Source organism: Vibrio maerlii, assembly GCF_003415655.1.
GTDB lineage: Bacteria > Pseudomonadota > Gammaproteobacteria > Enterobacterales > Vibrionaceae > Vibrio > Vibrio maerlii.
Map to the genome: position 1 here is coordinate 263,268 of NZ_QRHC01000005.1, position 14,890 is coordinate 278,157.

Consider the following 14,890-nt stretch of genomic DNA (forward strand, 5'->3'; position numbering starts at 1 on the left):
GTAACGAACAGACAATCGGAACTAACCGATCTCTTCCGGCTCTATCTTTACCATTTCATTGTGTCGTCTGTGTTTGCGATGTTTTCTTACCGTAAACACAACGACGATAAACGCAGCTAACTCTGCCAGAGCTCTAATAATTCCTTCATTTTGAATTGCAATGGCAATCAGTATTCCGACCAACACAGTCGCTACTAGCTTCATTATCTATATCCATATAACCTAAAACACGTAGTTATTATGACGTATAGCTATATTGTGACTAAATTCTGATTTGCTCTATGAAAGTACAGAAAGTTACTAAGCCTTGCTAGGTCTCGTTAATAATTTGGATCCAGAGCTATTTTAGTTGTGTCTGTAGCCACTCTTTAACTGCTTTGCGTGAAATCTTGATACCGTTACCAAGTAGTGATTTGGGCATAGTGTAATAAGCGATTGGCCATTTAAACTTAGCGAGTTGATTAACTAGGTAGCTCTCAATATTTCGCTGCTCCACAGCCTTTGAGCTATCAATGACAACGGCAGGTCGATGTCCATATTCTGAATCGGCTATGGGTATCACTATTGACGTTTTAACACCATAAATCTGATTTATTACCGCTTCAATCTCCTCACAGTGAACATTCTCACCACCAGAGATAAACAGATTGTCGGCGCGACCAATAATCTTGATTCGCTCCCCTAGCCATTCACCGAGGTCTTTGCTGTCGAACCAACCTGATTCATCAACAATAGAAGTACAAACACCCTGTTTGTAATAACCTTCAGCGAGTGTCTCTCCACCAATATAGATCCGCTGATTCTCTATCTTGATTTGACGTCTAGGTAGTAATGACCCAGCGTCACATTGATCATCCACTCTTTTCGCTGTTACGGTTGAGGCTGCTTCTGTCATGCCATAACCAATCCAGGTTTCAATACCTTTTGAATTAGCCGCAAGGGCTAAGTCATGGGGAATATGGCTTCCCCCTAGCAATATATGTGTAAGATCGAGAGAGGCATACTGCCCCAACAAACGCTTTAATTGAGTCGCCACAAGAGATGCGTGAGTTACGCCCTGAATATCATGTCCTAACTCGCCCTCACCAAGTTTTAAACATGCACCGCGTAGCAGCCAACGATAAACGATCGCCAGTCCAGATACGTGATACATCGGCAGGCTTAAAAGCCATGTATCATGCTGCTGAAAAGCAAACCGACTAAGTAGGCCTTCAGCGGAAGCCAAATGCTGCGATGTGCTGTGAGCAACTGCCTTAGGTGTACCCGTAGAGCCCGAAGTAAAAATAATACTTGCGATTCGATCACGCTCAAATGGGTTGGCTTGACTATCAACCGGCTTAACTTCAACATGTTCTGATAAGGCAACACTCACCGTGCGCAATCCGCTTAAATCCTCTCTTCCTAACGCTGAATCAACCCAGATCCAATGATGTTCCTCTGGGCTATACAGAACGCTAAGCTTGGTATGAACTTCTGCTAATGATTGAGGCATCGTTGGCGCACAAACCGCGCCAAGCTCGCTGCATGCCAAGTGAAGAATGAGCAGTTCAACACTGTTCTTGCCAATAGCAACAACGACATCGCCTGAAGCAATACCCTGTGATGACAAACTATTAGCAACGCCGTTGACGCAGGCCAACAATTGCAGCCATGTGAAATCTCTCTCTGGTGTTTGCAGCGCTAACAAAGATGGGCTCGATTGAGCCCATTTATTAAGCGGAGAAGTCACGCCACTCATCGTGTCGACCATACCAACTCATGCTCATCAAGCGTTGTTAGCGGTAATGGACTCTTAGGCCAAGGCGTTTCCAGCTGGGCTTGATATAAACTGATCGTATCCAGACCTGGAACTTCATCAGGTGTGATCCAGTGCGCCAGTCTCGCCAGTTGATTTAGTCCTAAGCTAGACTCAATACTCGAACTAATAACCGCATGCATCCCCAGCTTATGCGCCTTTTCGACTAAAAACTTACAACGTTCAATTGACCCGATAAGTGTCGGCTTAATCACAATCGCTTTTACACCCGTCAGTTCTTCGAGTGCAAAGTCAGGGTGTCGAATTTCTTGTTGAAGGGTTTCATCCCAACCAATCGCAATCCCTGTATCGATTGCAAATGCGAGGCTATCGGCAGGATTTGCACAAGGCTCTTCTAAAAACTCGATACGCTGACGTAAAGATGGAGAAATGTAGCTTGCAAACTTCATCGCTTGCTCTTTCGTCCAAGCTCGATTCGCATCTAAACGCAAGGTTAAGTCAGGTATAGATTCCAACATCAAGTCCACCAGCATACCGTCACGAATCGGCTCATAGAGACCAACCTTAACCTTAGCCACTCGTTTGCCAGGCATGGCACTGAGTGACTCAATGATTTCATCAGGATCACCAGTGCAAAGTGGCGCTGCAACATAGTTGCCTTGTCGAGGCAGCTTTCCTTCTAACTCTGTCAATGCCATTGAGAAGCCAAAAGCAACAGAGGGCGGTAACTCATCGTAATTCTGCTTGTGTCCAGAGAACCAAGCCTCGAGAGCGCACTGCGCCGCTATTCCAGCTTCATCAAGCGATTCTTGACTAAAACCAATCAATGGTGCGACTTCACCACGAGCGATTTTTCCATTTTCATGGAGTTCAATGATCCAGCCAGTACGTTCGGTGAGTTTGTTCTCACGCAGAACAACGCCGCTGTCCATTGGTAGGGTATATTTGTATAGTTTGGCAGCTCTCATAGCGGCTCCCTTAGTATTACTTAGCAACTGAGTCGTCTCATACGAGACAGTTCTTAAATAGAGTACAGAAATTAAAGGCAGACTCTTGGTCTGCCTTTAGTGAAAGTCATGAACTTATGGGTTACGAGGAAATTTATCGAAGTCTGGGCGGCGCTTCTCATTAAACGCGTTACGACCTTCTTGTCCCTCTTCGGTCATGTAGAACATCATTGTTGCGTTACCAGCTAGCTCTTGCAGACCCGCTTGGCCATCACAGTCAGCGTTCAAAGCAGCTTTCAGGCAGCGCAGTGCCATTGGGCTATGTTGCAGAACTTCACGACACCAACGGACGGTTTCTTTCTCAAGCTCTTCTAGAGGAACGACGGTGTTTACCAGCCCCATATCCACAGCTTCTTGTGCATCATAGAAACGACATAGGAACCAAATCTCACGAGCTTTCTTTTGGCCGACAATACGCGCCATGTAAGAAGCACCCCAGCCACCATCAAATGAACCCACTTTAGGACCCGTTTGACCGAACTGAGCATTTTCTGCTGCGATTGTCAGGTCACACATCATATGCAGAACATGACCACCACCGACTGCCCAACCGGCAACCGAAGCTATCACAGGCTTAGGACATGTGCGGATTTGACGTTGGAAGTCTAGAACGTTTAAGTGGTGAGTACCTGAATCGTCTCGGTAACCGCCGTAATCGCCACGGATTTTCTGGTCACCACCGGAACAGAAAGCATCTTCACCAAGCCCAGTAAGAATGATTACGCCAACTTTCTCATCGTAACGAGCATCGGCCAATGCATTAATCATCTCTTTTATGGTTTGAGGACGAAAAGCATTGCGTACTTGTGGTCGAGCGATGGTGATCTTTGCAATACCATCTTCAGACTTGTGGTAATGAATATCTTCATATTGCTCGCTGCAATCCTGCCAGTTTACTGGCGCGTAAAGCTCTTGTTCAGAAATTCCAACTGTTTTTGCCATGGTTAATCTCGTTCTTGTTTACTTGTTCTTGTCTAGTTCGCTCGCGGAGCGTTCACTTGTGCAGTAGCCCAATCTCTGAGTAACCAACCGATGAATCAATTGAGAAAACTCATCAGGTGCCTCTAAATGGACGTTGTGACCCGCTTTTTCGATAACAGTGACAGCCAACTGGCTAGTTCGTGCCAATTGCTTAAATTTTTCATCTTTTCCACCACACACATAATGGACAGTTTTTTTCCAATCAAGTTCTTTTCTGTGTGGTGATTCGGTCAACAAATAAGGCTGCTTACCTAGTGAAGTAGATAACAGCATATTTGCAATTGATTCCCCAAGGTTAACACTTCGTTTTGTTACCAAGGTTTGTCTTTGCTCATCATTTAGGGAAGAAAATACCCTTTGGTGGTACCAATCGAGCAAAACCTGTTCGATTGGTTCAGTTCGAAAGCGATTTGCCCATTGGGTATCATGTTGTAAACGATGTTGCCTATCCGCTTCATTGGCAAGACCAAAGTTGCCCCCTTCGATCAATGAACCAATAAGATTGAAAGAAGAAAAGTAGTGGTTCGCCAACCCATACATACTAATGCGCCCACCTAATGAGTAGCCCACTAAAAACAGAGGGCGGCCCGATTCGGCATATTGAGCAAGCGTTAAGTTGATGAGATGGCAAGTATGGTCAAAATCAACGGCAGCAACATCAACGCTTTGTCCATGACCGGGTAAATCAATGGTGAGAGATGGGAGTGGAAGCCTTTCGATAACCCCCTGCCAATCTTCACCGCTACCCAATAGACCATGTAGAAACACCACCAGCGGCATATCATTATTGGTATCTATCGAAGTACTGTGAAGTAGAGCACTAAGCATTGAATCGCTTTCTTAATTGACGCATTTGATTCCCAACCTCATCAGGCGGCGTTTGTACCTCAATCAGCAAAGTGCCCTCCCCATTTTTCAGGTGGTGATTAACCAACTCCACATACGAGGTCACGCTCCTTGGGCACTCATAACCTAGGCCAAACTGCTTCGCTGCATGTTCAAATGTCAGGCCATGAGGCATTTGATAGAAAGATTGTTTTTGCGCTGAAGGGACTGGCAACATATCAAAAATAGCACCACCATCGTTGTTGATGACAGTAATAACCAACTTAGCTTTAGATTGAGTAAGCTTCGGTTGGCTAAGTAGGGCCAGAGAATTCAAATCGTAAAGTAGTGAAGTATCGCCGATCAGCAAGTGCAAAGGTTCGTTCAGAGTCTGTTGAACGCCTACCGCAGTTGCTACCAAACCATCAATGCCCGATGCGCCTCGGTTAGAATAGATCACTTGCTCACCAAGCTTGCTTACTATATCGACTAAGCGAACAATCATGCTGTTGCCGATAAAAGTATGACTGCTTTCTAATTGACTCAAACAACGAGCTAAAGAAAGCTCTGTTAGCTCGTCATCAATCAAATCCTCAATCGCAAGTGTTGCTTTTTGACTGTATTGATTGAGTTGTTCTGACCAAGCCTTGTCACACTGCCAAGTTAACCGCTCGTGCACAGCAAGCCATTGTTCGGCAGTAAGCTGGTAATGAGTTTGCGGGAGGTGGTGCTCGTTAAGTCGTTTATCTTCTTGGTGAACCAGTAAGTAAGCGCATGGTTTCGTCGTTATGTGAGAGGCAATCCATTGATTCAAGCGTTTGGACACGATACGTCCACCAAACTGAATAATGGCATCGCACTCAACGAGTTGTTCTTTCGCCTGCTCTAACTCAAACCACAAATCATAATGTGCCCATTTAGAACTCGTGCCTGATTGAGGGTCGCACAATACGGCCGCGCCAATTTGGTTGGCAAAACTGATCACTTTACGTGCTTGTTCATGATCAATACTGCCGACCACAAACACTGGTTTACGATAATTAGCCGCTACTTGAGCTTCCACACCCGACATCGACGATAAAATTCGTGAGGTATATGGTTTGTCACTTTCACCCCATTGAACAAGCGGTGCCATAAGAGCTTGAGCAAGCTTCTCATCGACTTCACCATACAACGGCTCGGGGAATGGACAGTTAATGTGTAACGAGCCGCCTAAAGATCGTTGTTTGTGCATCAACTGATCAACACTAGAAAGCAGCCAATTAAGATTAGTTCCAGAAAATGGATTTGGTAGTTCTAATGACGCGGTTACATGAGAACCAAAAATCTCTCGCTGATTGATCGCCTGATTAGCACCACAATCAATAAGGCTCTGTGGTCGATCTGCAGTTAATAAAATTAAGGGCTCACCGGTAATTGCACTCTCTGCGATAGCAGGCAACAGATTCGCTACTGCAGTTCCAGAAGTTACAATCACAGCGACAGGTTGCTTTGAAGCCTTTGCCACCCCCAAAGCTAGAAACCCGAGACCGCGCTCGTCAAAATGTGTGTGTGTGGTGATACCAGAATGAGCTTGAGCTTCTAAGGTGAGAGGTGTTGAACGAGAGCCCGGCGCGATACAGATATGGTTAACGCCATGTCGATAAAGCTCCTCAAGCATTACTCGGCACCATATTCGATTAAGGCTTGCTTGGTCTTTATTCTCGTTCATCATCAAATTGTCTTACTTAGTTGTTACATGATTATTTGCGTGTCTGTTTGACTGCGTATCCTGAATTTCTACGTAGTCATAGTTCTAGAGGCGATGTATCTATTCTCTATTCTCTATTCTCTATTCTCTATTCTCTATTCTCTATTCTCTATTCTCTATTCTCTATTCTCTATTCTCTATTCTCTATTCTCTATGATTCTAAGAGCTAAGATGCCACATTCAAGGGTAGATTTTCACTGATTAGGCTCAAGAGAGTCGACATCTTTTTGTTGATCTCTTGCCACTCTTTCTCTGCCTCAGAGCCTGGAACAATACCGGCACCCGCAAACAGTTGAAGTTGGTTGTTGAGAACCAGTGCACTTCGGATTGCGACACAAAACTCAGCTTTTTCGTGGCTCACATACCCCATAGAGCCCGCATACCAACCACGAGCAAAGGGTTCGTTCTCATAGATAAATTCCATCGCCTCTTTGCGTGGCAAACCCGCTACAGCAGCAGTCGGTTGCAAGGCATCTAATAACTCAACCCCGCGCACCATAGGCTTAAGCTCACAACGAATATTACGCTTCAAGTGCTGAACCTTTCTTAAACGCACCAAGCGCGTTTCCATCTCGGTGTCCATCGATTGGGTGAGAGGTTTTAGGCGCTCAATGATGTCATCAACCACAAACTGGTTTTCATTGAGGTTCTTACTGTCCTTGGAAAGCCAATTTGCCAGCTCCATATCTTGTTTTGCTGTTTCACCGCGCCCGATGGTGCCCGCTAGCGCTTCTGTATGCAGTTCACGACCTATACGTTGATATAAACACTCCGGTGTTGAACCAACAAAAGCATGGCTAGGGCTTAACGCCAACAAGAAGTGGAAACTATGATGATTCTTTTGATAGCTCGCTTTTAATAGCTGAGATGCTGAAACGGGTTGTTCAAGCGCTATGTCACTTCTCCTGGCAAGCACAACCTTATCAAATTGCAGATTTTCGATACCAAGCAAAACCTTGTCGACCAATTCCGTCCATTGAGCTTTCTCTGGAAAGTGCTTGATTGTCGCAATATTGGCCACTATTGGGCTTAACGAGGAACATTCCACTTTTAGCTTTTTGAGCGAAGAAAGCACACGATGAGGCTCGCTATTCAGATTCACAGAAAGCGACCATTGGTTATCAAAACGACTTAACTCAACCTGAGGCAAAAAAAAGAACGAAGATAAACAACGACGATTTTTATCCGTGTTACCGTCGAAAGAACGACCACCCCAGATTCTCTGATCTTTAGCTAATACCGTGTAGGCAGGAGCCAGCTCAGAAAAGGTGCGCACACTACCTAATGCAATCACCTCTTCTCGAGTATCACGAGATTGCCAATAAAACTTAGGAAATATAGGTTGTTGTTCAAGCCAATCTATCGCGCCAAACTCGTCTAGGCTATCAATGTTTACGCTGAGACGATGCTGATTAGTCGTTGATTGCTCGACCTTTTCGATCAGCGCCTGTATGGCTTGGTGAAGATTTGACAAGGTAACCCCAAATATTGATATGTCCCTGAGATGCTGTCGCTACTCTATTGATAGCGCTAGCGTAAATCAAGAATAAGCCTTAGTTTTGTGCTACACACACACCTTACAGCCTAAAAGAGCAGCAAACAGCTGCTTAATGAAAACTATTTATTGCCGAATATGCAGATTTTTATTCTTTCAATGACGTTTTTAATGTAACTTAATTTATGAAATATAAATGAATTTGGGGAATAAACCATGCAAAATATCGAGATGTCTAAAAAACTCGATAGTGTCTGCTATGACATAAGGGGTCCTGTACTTAAACATGCTAAACGCATGGAGGAAGAAGGACATAAAATCCTAAAGCTTAACATTGGCAACCCTGCCCCTTTTGGTTTTGACGCCCCAGATGAAATTCTAGTCGACGTAATCCGCAACTTGCCAACATCACAAGGTTATTGTGATTCAAAAGGTATCTACTCAGCACGTAAAGCGGTAGTTCAACATTACCAACGAAAGGGCCTACGTAGCTTGGACGTTGAGGACGTATATATCGGTAACGGTGTGTCTGAGCTGATCGTGATGGCGATGCAATCACTACTCAACAATGGTGATGAAATGTTGGTGCCAGCCCCAGATTACCCACTGTGGACAGCATCAGTTGCTTTATCTGGTGGCAAAGCGGTGCACTACATTTGTGATGAAGAATCAGATTGGTACCCAGACCTCGACGATATTCGCAAAAAGATCGGCCCTAAGACACGTGGGATCGTGCTGATTAACCCAAACAACCCAACCGGTGCCGTATACAGCCGAGATTTCCTGTTGGAAGTTATCAAGATTGCTCGTGAGCACAACCTGATCATCTTCGCCGATGAAATCTATGACAAGGTTTTGTACGACGGTGCGACTCACACCTCTATCGCTACCCTTGCAGATGACGTTTTGATGGTGACCTTTAACGGCCTATCTAAAGCCTATCGTGTATGTGGATTCCGTGGGGGTTGGATGTTCCTAACGGGCCCTAAACACTTAGCGAAAGGCTATATTGATGGTTTAGAAATGCTCGCCTCGATGCGATTGTGTGCCAACGTGCCAATGCAACACGCAATCCAAACTGCACTGGGGGGTTACCAGAGTATCAATGAGCTGATCTTACCTGGTGGTCGTTTGTTAGAGCAACGCGATAAGGCATACGAGTTGATCACTCAGATCCCCGGGATCTCCTGTGTGAAACCCAAAGGCGCAATGTATCTGTTCCCAAAAATCGATACCAAGATGTATAAGATCCATGATGACCAGAAAATGGTGCTGGACTTCTTGAAACAAGAGAAAGTACTACTAGTACAAGGTACTGGTTTCAACTGGCCGAAACCGGATCATTTCCGCATCGTGACTTTGCCACACATCGAAGATCTAGAAACCGCTATTGGTCGCTTTGAACGCTTTATTACTAGCTACAGTCAGTAGTAAAAGCATGAGAACTTTCATATAGTTAAAGGTGAGCTGATGCTCACCTTTTTTATTGGGAGTGACTCGTTTATGGATAAACCGCATCAAGAAAGCCATTTCTTTGCTCATCTTGCAAGAATGAACCTCATTCAACGCTGGCCGCTGATGCGTTCAGTGTCGAAAGAAAATATCTCAGAACACAGCCTTCAAGTTGCTTTTGTTGCCCACGCATTAGCGATCATCAAAAACAAACGTTTCGGTGGAACTAGCAACCCAGAACGAGTGGCATTGCTGGGGATGTACCATGATACCAGTGAAGTGTTAACCGGCGATCTTCCGACCCCTGTTAAGTACTACAACCCTGATATAGCGAAAGAGTACAAAAAGATTGAATCCGCTGCCGAACATAAATTGCTGTCCATGCTGCCAGAAGATCTGCAATCCGAGTTCGCTCCCTTCCTTATCTCAGACAGTGCACATTCCGAAGATAAGGCTATCGTCAAACAAGCTGATTCCATCTGTGCCTATCTAAAATGCTTAGAAGAACTCTCAGCGGGCAACCATGAGTACGCGCTTGCTAAACGTCGTTTAGAGGAAACCCTCAAGGAACGTGAAACACCAGAGATGAGAGTATTCTTAGATACCTTTGCTCCAAGCTTTGAGCTTACGTTAGACGAAATTACCGAGTAGTAAGGAACACATGTGACTGACCCGTTGACCATGCCCTTAGAGTGGCAAGACAGAATAAACCAAGAAGCGAAGCTCAGACGCAACGATCATCGTGACCCGTATCAGCGTGACCGTGCGCGTATCTTACACTCTGCTGCGTTTCGCCGTCTGCAATCAAAGACTCAGGTACACGGAACAGGACTCAATGACTTTCACCGCACCCGACTGACTCACTCACTAGAAGCTGCACAAATTGGTTCAGGTATTCTGGCCCAGATCGAACAAAAGCAACCAGAATACGCGGCTTTACTCCCCACTTTCAGCTTAATAGAAGCGCTTTGTTTAGCTCATGACATTGGTCACCCTCCCTACGGTCATGGAGGTGAGGTCGCTATCAACTATATGATGCGTAACCATGGAGGGTTTGAAGGCAACGCTCAAACCTTCCGTATTGTCTCTAAGCTTGAACCTTATACCAAAGAACACGGTATGAACCTGACAAGACGCGCGATGCTTGGCTTAATTAAATATCCTGCGCTGATCAGCCAAAGCCATGCATTAGAAACTCGCCCGGCCGTGCAACACCAACGTCAATTGAAGGCATCAGATTGGTCACCGGCTAAAGGTATTTATGACGCTGATAAAGCGCTGTTTGATTGGGTATTAGAGCCACTGAGTGGTCATGATAGGCAACAGTTCTCACGACTGAGGGAGCGAGCAAATGAGCCCTATACGCACAATAAAACACGCTATAAGTCCCTAGATTGTTCGATTATGGAACTGGCAGACGATATCGCTTATGGTGTACACGACTTAGAGGATGCGATAGTCCTTGGGATGATTGATAAGAACCAATGGTTAGAGCAGGCTGCAAGTAAATTAGCAGAGTGTGGCGACCAATGGTTTGAGGCCAACATTTCTACCATCAGTGACCTTTTATTTTCTGGGGAGCACTATCTAAGAAAAGATGCCATCGGTGGTATTGTAAACGCGCTGTTGACTAGCATTACAATCAAAAAAGCCCCTGCTCCTCAAGGTTTTGACAGCGCTTTACTAAGGTATAACGCTTACCTTACCCCAGAAATGGAATCCGCTCTGTTGGTGTTCAAACAGTTCGTTTTTGAACATGTTATACAAGTGCCACAAGTACAGATCTTCGAGTACAAAGGCCAACAAGTAATAATGGATATCTTTGAGGCTTTGAGCGCCGACCCACTTCGCCTTTTAACCGAAAGCACCAAGCTCGAATGGCAGCAAGCAGAATCAGAGTCGGAGAAGATGCGCGTTATCGCTGACCATATCTCAGCAATGACTGATGGCTCAGCGCAACGACTACATCAACAACTGTTTAGCGCTCATTCATTGTACTAGAGCCCACTCGCAGTAGTAATTGAATGTGCAAATTAAGGGTTGAGGTAATTACGTTCGTAGACACCTGGAGGCATCGCTTTGATATGGTCATCGACCATGCTATCAAAGGCCTCGAACAGTGGGCTAAAGTCCGTTTGGGGCTCAATCAGCGCCAAAGCGTGAGCAGTCGCCTCTACTGTCGATAAGCTGTTATCGCTTGGCGCTTTTCGAACACGATAATTGCCTTTGATGTTTTCTGGCAGATGTACCGCTTGCAGGTTATGTAGATTGGTAGACAGTTGCCAAATCTTATACGCCTTCTTCCATGTTGCATCGATGACAATTAAACGCACTGGTTTTTCACTCAAGTTACTTTGAGTTAATCGCGTAGAAACTTGCTCAGTAATTAGCATAGAATTGTCGCTAGGGTACAATACCCAATGTTGGAAAGATTGGTCTGCCAATAGTTTAGTAAGCTTGGTATCGTGTGAGAAATCTTCCCCAACAATGGATACACTGTTGGCTAATGAGAGAGAAAGGATTTTCGCAGTCCCTAGTGGGCGCTGGGTCTCCGTCTTGTGTTGTAGGATGATCAATTGCACATCAGTATCGATCGTACGAATATACTGACAAATACAGGCTACTTTCGCCTTCCCACATTTTGAACAATATCGAGACATGGAGTTTGCTTGTTCCTTTTACCTTTGCTCATTAGCTTGCTGTGCGTGCTCTTTCACCAAGACATGATTGAAGCAACCATGATTTGGAATCGTGAGTTGATTTACTCTGGTGAGTGGTGGCGAATCGTAACAGGAAACTTTACTCATACCAACCTTGCTCATTTAGCAATGAACTTGGCTGGGCTGTGGTTAATCACCTCAATATTCAAACCTAAGCCTTCTTTCCAACTCTGTTCAATCGGATTATTGAGTATTGGAGTCGGCATAGCCATCCTCTTGTCGGATATCAATATCTATCTTGGTATGTCTGGTGTATTACACGGTATGTTTGCTTGCTGGGCATTAGGTGAGGCTTTAAACAACCGACGTTCGTCATGGTTATTGGTACTAGGTATCGGTTTAAAAGTAGGCTGGGAAAACACTCTTGGAACTCCATCAGCAACCGCTGACTTAATTCAAGCCAACGTTGCTGTTGAAGCCCATTTGGCTGGGCTTATTCTTGGGTTATTCATCGCTACCGTTTATCACTTTGTGCTAAAGAGTGGCAACAGAAAAGCGAAAGACTAAATCTCAGTTAAGCAAGATTCGCTCTCTGTTTTTATCTACCGTTGCAGCACCAATACCCTTCACCTTAGACAAATCATCAGCAGATTTAAAAGCACCGTGTGTTTCACGATAAGCGACAATCTCTTTGGCTTTAGCCTGACCGATTCCTTTTAACAACGTAGCCAACTCGTCAGCATCTGCTCGATTAATATTAACGGTAATCTCAATTCCCTCGTAATGATCGGGTTTAGTTACTTTTTCTTCATCCATATTGGCGTAGGTTTGCAATGAAACCAAACTGATTAGCATGGCAACTAGCCAATGCTTTAAATGACCCATACTCTTTCTCCTTGTATTTAGTACTGAGCAAGAAAAGAGTAAGTCTTCGAGGGTTTAGAAAGAAACGACAAGATAAGAAAATAAAACGGGCCGCAATTGCGACCCGTACTGATAGATATGTTAGTTACATCAATTATTGGCTAACGATGTAATACTCAATATCCGTGTTTTGACGAAGAATCTGTACTACAGATGCTAGGTCTTGTTGTGAGCTAGTACGCTCAAGTTGCGCGCCAATCTGATCATTATAAGTGGAATCGATTTCCGCTTTAACATTAGTAAGCTCAACTACAAGGATGTCACCTGCTTGATCTTTCGCTTGTGCGTAAACTGGCTTGTCTTCCGCTGGTTTCATCATCGCAAACACAGTGCCAGCAAGTACAGAGCCACGGTCAATTGTTTCTAGTTCACCAAAGCTCACTGCTTTGTCTTCTAGAATAGACTGGTTGCCTTCGTTCAACGCTGCAACAAGTTCATCAGCAAGCTCGATAGCTTGTTGTTCACCTTTTACTCGTGCAAGCTGAATTGATACTTGCTCTTGCACTTCTGCTAGTGGCAGAACTGTTTCTGGACGAGTTTCTTCAACACGAACCACAATCACGTGTTCAGGAGCAACTTCAATCACTTCAGAGTTCAGGCCATCTTCACGTACTTCAGGCGATAGAATAGCTTGCATCACAGCTGGAGTCTTCAGAACATCTGGAGCATCAGCTTGTGAGATGAAGTCCGTTGATTCGACTGTACCGTTGATCGCTTCTGCAGCATCAATCAATGAATCAGGGTATTCAAATGCAACACGCTCTAGCTCAGTTTGTAGCTCATAGAATTGATCAACAGCTTGTTGATCCGCGAGTTCTTGCTTGATCTCCGCTTCAACCGCTTCAAATGGCTTAGCCACTGCATCTTGTAGTTCATCTAGCTTGATGATGTGGTAACCGAAATCAGATTTAACTAGACCAGTTACATCACCTACGTTTTGTAGTGCAAATGCTGCGTCTTCAAAAGCAGGGTCCATTACATCACGCTCAATAAAACCAAGAGAACCACCCTCTTCAGCACTACCGAAGTCATCTGATTTCTCAGCGGCAAGCGTAACAAAATCCGCTCCAGAGTTCAGCTCATCTAAGATAGCTTGTGCTTTTACTTCGTCATCACCTTGAATAAGGATGTGGCTAACTTTACGTTGCTCAGATGACGAGTACTTATCTAGGTGTTCGTCATAGTATTGACGTACTTCTTCTTCGCTGATCTCAAGCGCTTCTTTCATCGCGGCGGCGTTAAGCTCTAGGTAAGAGACTTTCGCTTGCTCTGGGCGCGTATAGCGTTGAGGGTTCTCTGTGTAGTAAGTATTAATTTCTTCGTCAGTCAGCTCTACTTTTTCTGCAAATTCAGCAGCAGATAGCGTGATAGAGCGAATCTCACGAGTTTGAGTGATTAACTTACCCTGCGCTTCAACCTCGCCTTTAAGAGAAAACTCACTGCCTTGCAGAGCTTCTAGAAGCTGGTTGCGCATTAGGTCACGACGCATGTATTCAGCAAAACTGTCTACACTGAAGCCAGCGCGACGAAGAGCGGCTTGATAAACCTCTTGGTCAAATTGACCAGCGTTTTGGAATTGAGGCATCTCAAGAATCATAGTACGAATTTGAGCGTCGCTGATACGTAGACCAAGAGACTCTGCGTGAAGCTCAAGTAAAAGGTCGTTGATCATACGGTCAAGCACAGACTTACGGAAAGACTCTACGTAAGCAGGATCACCCAGCATAGTTGAGAAGTAATCACCAAGTTGTGCTTGCATGCGGTTGCGTTCGTTTTGATACGCCTGCTCAAACTCACCACGGCTGATCTCACGATCACCCACTTTTGCAGCAGCGTTATTACCGCCACCCGTGATGTAGCTACCGACACCGGCAAATACGAATGAAAGGATGATTAATCCAAGGATAATTTTTACCGCGATGCTGTTCACGCCTTCGCGTAATCGATCCATCATAATTAAACTGCTCTCCGGAAAAGGCTCTCTAGCCCCGAGTGAAATGTATGAGTAGGGATAATATCAGAAAAAGAAATGCGCACCAG

The 14,890-nt window shown here is 44.9% G+C and carries 14 protein-coding genes; 4 read left to right on the top strand and 10 right to left on the bottom strand.

The features are described 5' to 3' along the window. Positions 1–21: 21 nt before the first annotated feature. From DPF91_RS10840 to DPF91_RS10870, 7 genes are all read right to left on the bottom strand, one after another. Positions 22–204, bottom strand: coding sequence for a hypothetical protein (locus tag DPF91_RS10840; RefSeq protein WP_117234446.1), 183 nt, complete (start codon positions 202–204; stop codon positions 22–24). Positions 205–340: 136 nt separating this feature from the next. Beyond that, on the bottom strand, positions 341–1,750 hold the full coding sequence (gene menE, locus DPF91_RS10845) for an o-succinylbenzoate--CoA ligase (RefSeq protein WP_206355559.1): 1,410 nt from the start codon (positions 1,748–1,750) through the stop codon (positions 341–343). Continuing rightward, positions 1,735–2,724, bottom strand: coding sequence for an o-succinylbenzoate synthase (gene menC, locus DPF91_RS10850; protein ID WP_117234447.1), 990 nt, complete (start codon positions 2,722–2,724; stop codon positions 1,735–1,737). Before menC ends, menE begins: the two co-directional genes overlap by 16 nt. Positions 2,725–2,838: 114 nt before the next feature. Then, positions 2,839–3,705, bottom strand: a complete 867-nt coding sequence (gene menB, locus DPF91_RS10855) for a 1,4-dihydroxy-2-naphthoyl-CoA synthase (protein ID WP_117234448.1) — start codon at positions 3,703–3,705, stop codon at positions 2,839–2,841. An 18-nt stretch (positions 3,706–3,723) separates the two neighbouring features. Beyond that, the gene (gene menH / locus DPF91_RS10860) at positions 3,724–4,572 is read right to left on the bottom strand and encodes a 2-succinyl-6-hydroxy-2,4-cyclohexadiene-1-carboxylate synthase (RefSeq protein ID WP_117234449.1); all 849 of its coding nucleotides are present in this window, start codon (positions 4,570–4,572) and stop codon (positions 3,724–3,726) included. Continuing rightward, positions 4,565–6,280 (bottom strand): 2-succinyl-5-enolpyruvyl-6-hydroxy-3-cyclohexene-1-carboxylic-acid synthase, encoded by a 1,716-nt coding sequence (menD, locus tag DPF91_RS10865; RefSeq protein WP_117234555.1) that lies wholly within the window; start codon positions 6,278–6,280, stop codon positions 4,565–4,567. The genes menH and menD overlap by 8 nt, the downstream gene beginning before the upstream one ends. 205 nt (positions 6,281–6,485) lie before the next feature. Then, positions 6,486–7,793 (bottom strand): isochorismate synthase, encoded by a 1,308-nt coding sequence (locus tag DPF91_RS10870; protein ID WP_117234450.1) that lies wholly within the window; start codon positions 7,791–7,793, stop codon positions 6,486–6,488. A 237-nt stretch (positions 7,794–8,030) separates the two neighbouring features. On the opposite strand from DPF91_RS10870, the gene DPF91_RS10875 reads away from it, so the two are divergent. The 3 genes from DPF91_RS10875 to DPF91_RS10885 all read left to right on the top strand — a co-directional run bounded on the left by DPF91_RS10875 (position 8,031) and on the right by DPF91_RS10885 (position 11,267). Further along, complete coding sequence (locus DPF91_RS10875; protein ID WP_117234451.1) at positions 8,031–9,245, top strand: pyridoxal phosphate-dependent aminotransferase; 1,215 nt, start codon at positions 8,031–8,033, stop codon at positions 9,243–9,245. Positions 9,246–9,317: 72 nt separating this feature from the next. Next, positions 9,318–9,917 carry a 5'-deoxynucleotidase gene (gene yfbR / locus DPF91_RS10880; protein WP_117234556.1) on the top strand — a complete coding sequence of 200 codons (600 nt, stop codon included), beginning with the start codon at positions 9,318–9,320 and terminating at the stop codon, positions 9,915–9,917. Between the two features lie 30 nt (positions 9,918–9,947). Beyond that, complete coding sequence (locus DPF91_RS10885) at positions 9,948–11,267, top strand: anti-phage deoxyguanosine triphosphatase (RefSeq protein ID WP_117234557.1); 1,320 nt, start codon at positions 9,948–9,950, stop codon at positions 11,265–11,267. Between the two features lie 32 nt (positions 11,268–11,299). Here the strand turns inward: DPF91_RS10885 and DPF91_RS10890 are convergent, their stop codons facing one another. Then, on the bottom strand, positions 11,300–11,926 hold the full coding sequence (locus tag DPF91_RS10890) for a tRNA-uridine aminocarboxypropyltransferase (protein ID WP_117234452.1): 627 nt from the start codon (positions 11,924–11,926) through the stop codon (positions 11,300–11,302). A gap of 9 nt (positions 11,927–11,935) precedes the next feature. On the opposite strand from DPF91_RS10890, the gene rrtA reads away from it, so the two are divergent. Further along, positions 11,936–12,493: a rhombosortase gene (rrtA, locus tag DPF91_RS10895; protein WP_241033802.1), complete on the top strand. Its 558-nt coding sequence runs from the start codon at positions 11,936–11,938 to the stop codon at positions 12,491–12,493. A 3-nt stretch (positions 12,494–12,496) separates the two neighbouring features. Here the strand turns inward: rrtA and DPF91_RS10900 are convergent, their stop codons facing one another. Both DPF91_RS10900 and ppiD read right to left on the bottom strand, forming a co-directional pair. Further along, a complete protein-coding gene (locus tag DPF91_RS10900) occupies positions 12,497–12,742 on the bottom strand; it encodes a ComEA family DNA-binding protein (protein WP_241033806.1) in 246 nt (81 codons plus the stop codon). Positions 12,743–12,944: 202 nt separating this feature from the next. Beyond that, positions 12,945–14,804 carry a peptidylprolyl isomerase gene (ppiD, locus tag DPF91_RS10905; RefSeq protein WP_117234454.1) on the bottom strand — a complete coding sequence of 620 codons (1,860 nt, stop codon included), beginning with the start codon at positions 14,802–14,804 and terminating at the stop codon, positions 12,945–12,947. Positions 14,805–14,890: the final 86 nt, after the last annotated feature.

Bases quoted from the DNA above. Each gene is read 5' to 3' on its own strand.
- DPF91_RS10840 (WP_117234446.1), bottom strand. From the start codon at position 204: ATGAAGCTAGTAGCGACTGTGTTGGTCGGAATACTGATTGCCATTGCA.
- menE (WP_206355559.1), bottom strand. From the start codon at position 1,750: ATGGTCGACACGATGAGTGGCGTGACTTCTCCGCTTAATAAATGGGCT.
- menC (WP_117234447.1), bottom strand. From the start codon at position 2,724: ATGAGAGCTGCCAAACTATACAAATATACCCTACCAATGGACAGCGGC.
- menB (WP_117234448.1), bottom strand. From the start codon at position 3,705: ATGGCAAAAACAGTTGGAATTTCTGAACAAGAGCTTTACGCGCCAGTA.
- menH (WP_117234449.1), bottom strand. From the start codon at position 4,572: ATGCTTAGTGCTCTACTTCACAGTACTTCGATAGATACCAATAATGAT.
- menD (WP_117234555.1), bottom strand. From the start codon at position 6,280: ATGAACGAGAATAAAGACCAAGCAAGCCTTAATCGAATATGGTGCCGA.
- DPF91_RS10875 (WP_117234451.1), top strand. From the start codon at position 8,031: ATGCAAAATATCGAGATGTCTAAAAAACTCGATAGTGTCTGCTATGAC.
- yfbR (WP_117234556.1), top strand. From the start codon at position 9,318: ATGGATAAACCGCATCAAGAAAGCCATTTCTTTGCTCATCTTGCAAGA.
- DPF91_RS10885 (WP_117234557.1), top strand. From the start codon at position 9,948: ATGCCCTTAGAGTGGCAAGACAGAATAAACCAAGAAGCGAAGCTCAGA.
- DPF91_RS10890 (WP_117234452.1), bottom strand. From the start codon at position 11,926: ATGTCTCGATATTGTTCAAAATGTGGGAAGGCGAAAGTAGCCTGTATT.
- DPF91_RS10900 (WP_241033806.1), bottom strand. From the start codon at position 12,742: ATGGATGAAGAAAAAGTAACTAAACCCGATCATTACGAGGGAATTGAG.
- ppiD (WP_117234454.1), bottom strand. From the start codon at position 14,804: ATGATGGATCGATTACGCGAAGGCGTGAACAGCATCGCGGTAAAAATT.